2 protein-coding genes are annotated in these 1571 nt (G+C 58.2%); one reads left to right on the top strand and one right to left on the bottom strand.

Annotated features, from left to right (window positions below; genetic code table 11):
- Positions 1–1139: group II intron reverse transcriptase/maturase (gene ltrA, locus KGA85_RS29450; protein WP_223543596.1), on the bottom strand; the 1139-nt coding region annotated here is incomplete at its 3' end.
- 47 nt (positions 1140–1186) lie between these two features.
- On the opposite strand from ltrA, the gene KGA85_RS29445 reads away from it, so the two are divergent.
- Positions 1187–1571: hypothetical protein (locus KGA85_RS29445; protein ID WP_223543595.1), on the top strand; the 385-nt coding region annotated here is incomplete at its 3' end.

Below are 1571 nucleotides of genomic sequence, written 5' to 3'. Positions count from 1 at the left end.
TTAAGCTGGATCGCTCGCAATCGGTGCCGCATCCACTCGTCCAGCTCTCGCCAGATTCTCGGCGTTTGTGACAACCCAAAGTAAGTTTTCCAGCCCAGAAGATAAGGGCGTAGATTCTCGACAACTTGTCGCAGACTGCGACCGCCTGAGCGACGGGTGAGCTCGCGTATCCGTTGCTTGAACTGCTTGCGCGCCTTGACCGCTACCGCTCTTTTGACGCCTTGTGGAGATGCCCAGAAGGCGTAGCCCAGAAACTTGCGACCATACGCACTCGCCACCGCACTCTTGCTCTCGTTGACGCTCAAGTGCAGCTTTTCATACAGACGCTTCAGCAAAGCCATCACCCGCTGTCCCGCCTTGCGGCTGCGAACATACACATTCGCATCGTCGGCATAGCGCACGAAACAATGGCCTCGACGTTCAAGCTCCCGATCCACTTCGTCCAGCAGCACATTCGCCAGTAACGGCGACAGCGGGCCGCCTTGCGGCGTCCCACAGCGGCTTTTCTCGACCACGCCATTAATCATCGTTCCCGCGTCCAGATACGCGCGAATCAGCCGGATAACCGCCCGATCCGCAATCCGTTTGCGTAGACGCTCCATCAAGATGTCGTGGTCGGCCCGGTCGAAGAACTTCTCCAGATCAACATCCACCACCACTCTGCGCCCCGAGGACACATGACGTTGGGCCGCCAGAACGGCGTCCTGCGCACTGCGTCCCGGACGAAAGCCGTAGCTGTGTTCACTGAAAGTCGGATCGAGTAATGGCTGCAAGACTTGCAGCAAGGCTTGCTGGATCAAACGATCGGTGACCGTCGGAATGCCCAACTCGCGCTGACCGCCATCGGGCTTGGGAATGACCACTCGGCGTACCGGACTGGGCCGGTAGACACCTGAAAGAAGCTGTTCACGAATCGCCGCCCACTGAGTGAGCAGATGTTCGGCCGTCTGTTCAATGTCCAGACCATCGACTCCCGCTGCACCTTTGTTGGCCTTGACCCGTTTCCATGCCCGTTTCAGGTTTTCTCTCGCAAAGGCTCGCTCCAGCAGCCCTTGCCCTGCGTTATAGGGTTCATTTTGCGGACGATTGACCTCGTCGCTGATGGGATTCCTCACGGTTTCACCGCTCGTAGCCTGCATCCGCCCCGCGTTTGGCAGGCATCTGACTTCCGGTCTTTCGTATCAACATGGCCTATGACGCTTTCTCTCGTTCGGCCCTTCGTCAAAAAAAAAAAAGACTACTACGGCCTCTGCTGACTTCTCGCTCCGGCTTGCACCGTCGCCCTTTCAGGCACAAGGCGAGATCTCCCCAGGTAAGAACGCAATCCTTCCCCGCACAACCGCCGGATTTACGCAGCCTGATCTTTGACCACAAGAGCTTCGCGATTTATGGCTCGCTCGCCCTGATCGGCTTCGCCTTGTATCCGGTTCTTGTTCATCGGCTCGCGGTTTCGCTCCACGCTTCCTCCCCACACTCGGTCGCCCTCATGCAGTTGCGCTTCGCTTCGTTCGCTGTGGTCAGCTTACGGCGGGACTTTCACCCACAAGATTGCGCCCATGCTGGGCGCACCA

Origin of the sequence: Pseudomonas sp. GL-B-12 (assembly GCF_019955895.1) — a bacterium.
Lineage (GTDB): Bacteria > Pseudomonadota > Gammaproteobacteria > Pseudomonadales > Pseudomonadaceae > Aquipseudomonas.
This window is presented reverse-complemented; position numbering and strand designations above follow the sequence as displayed.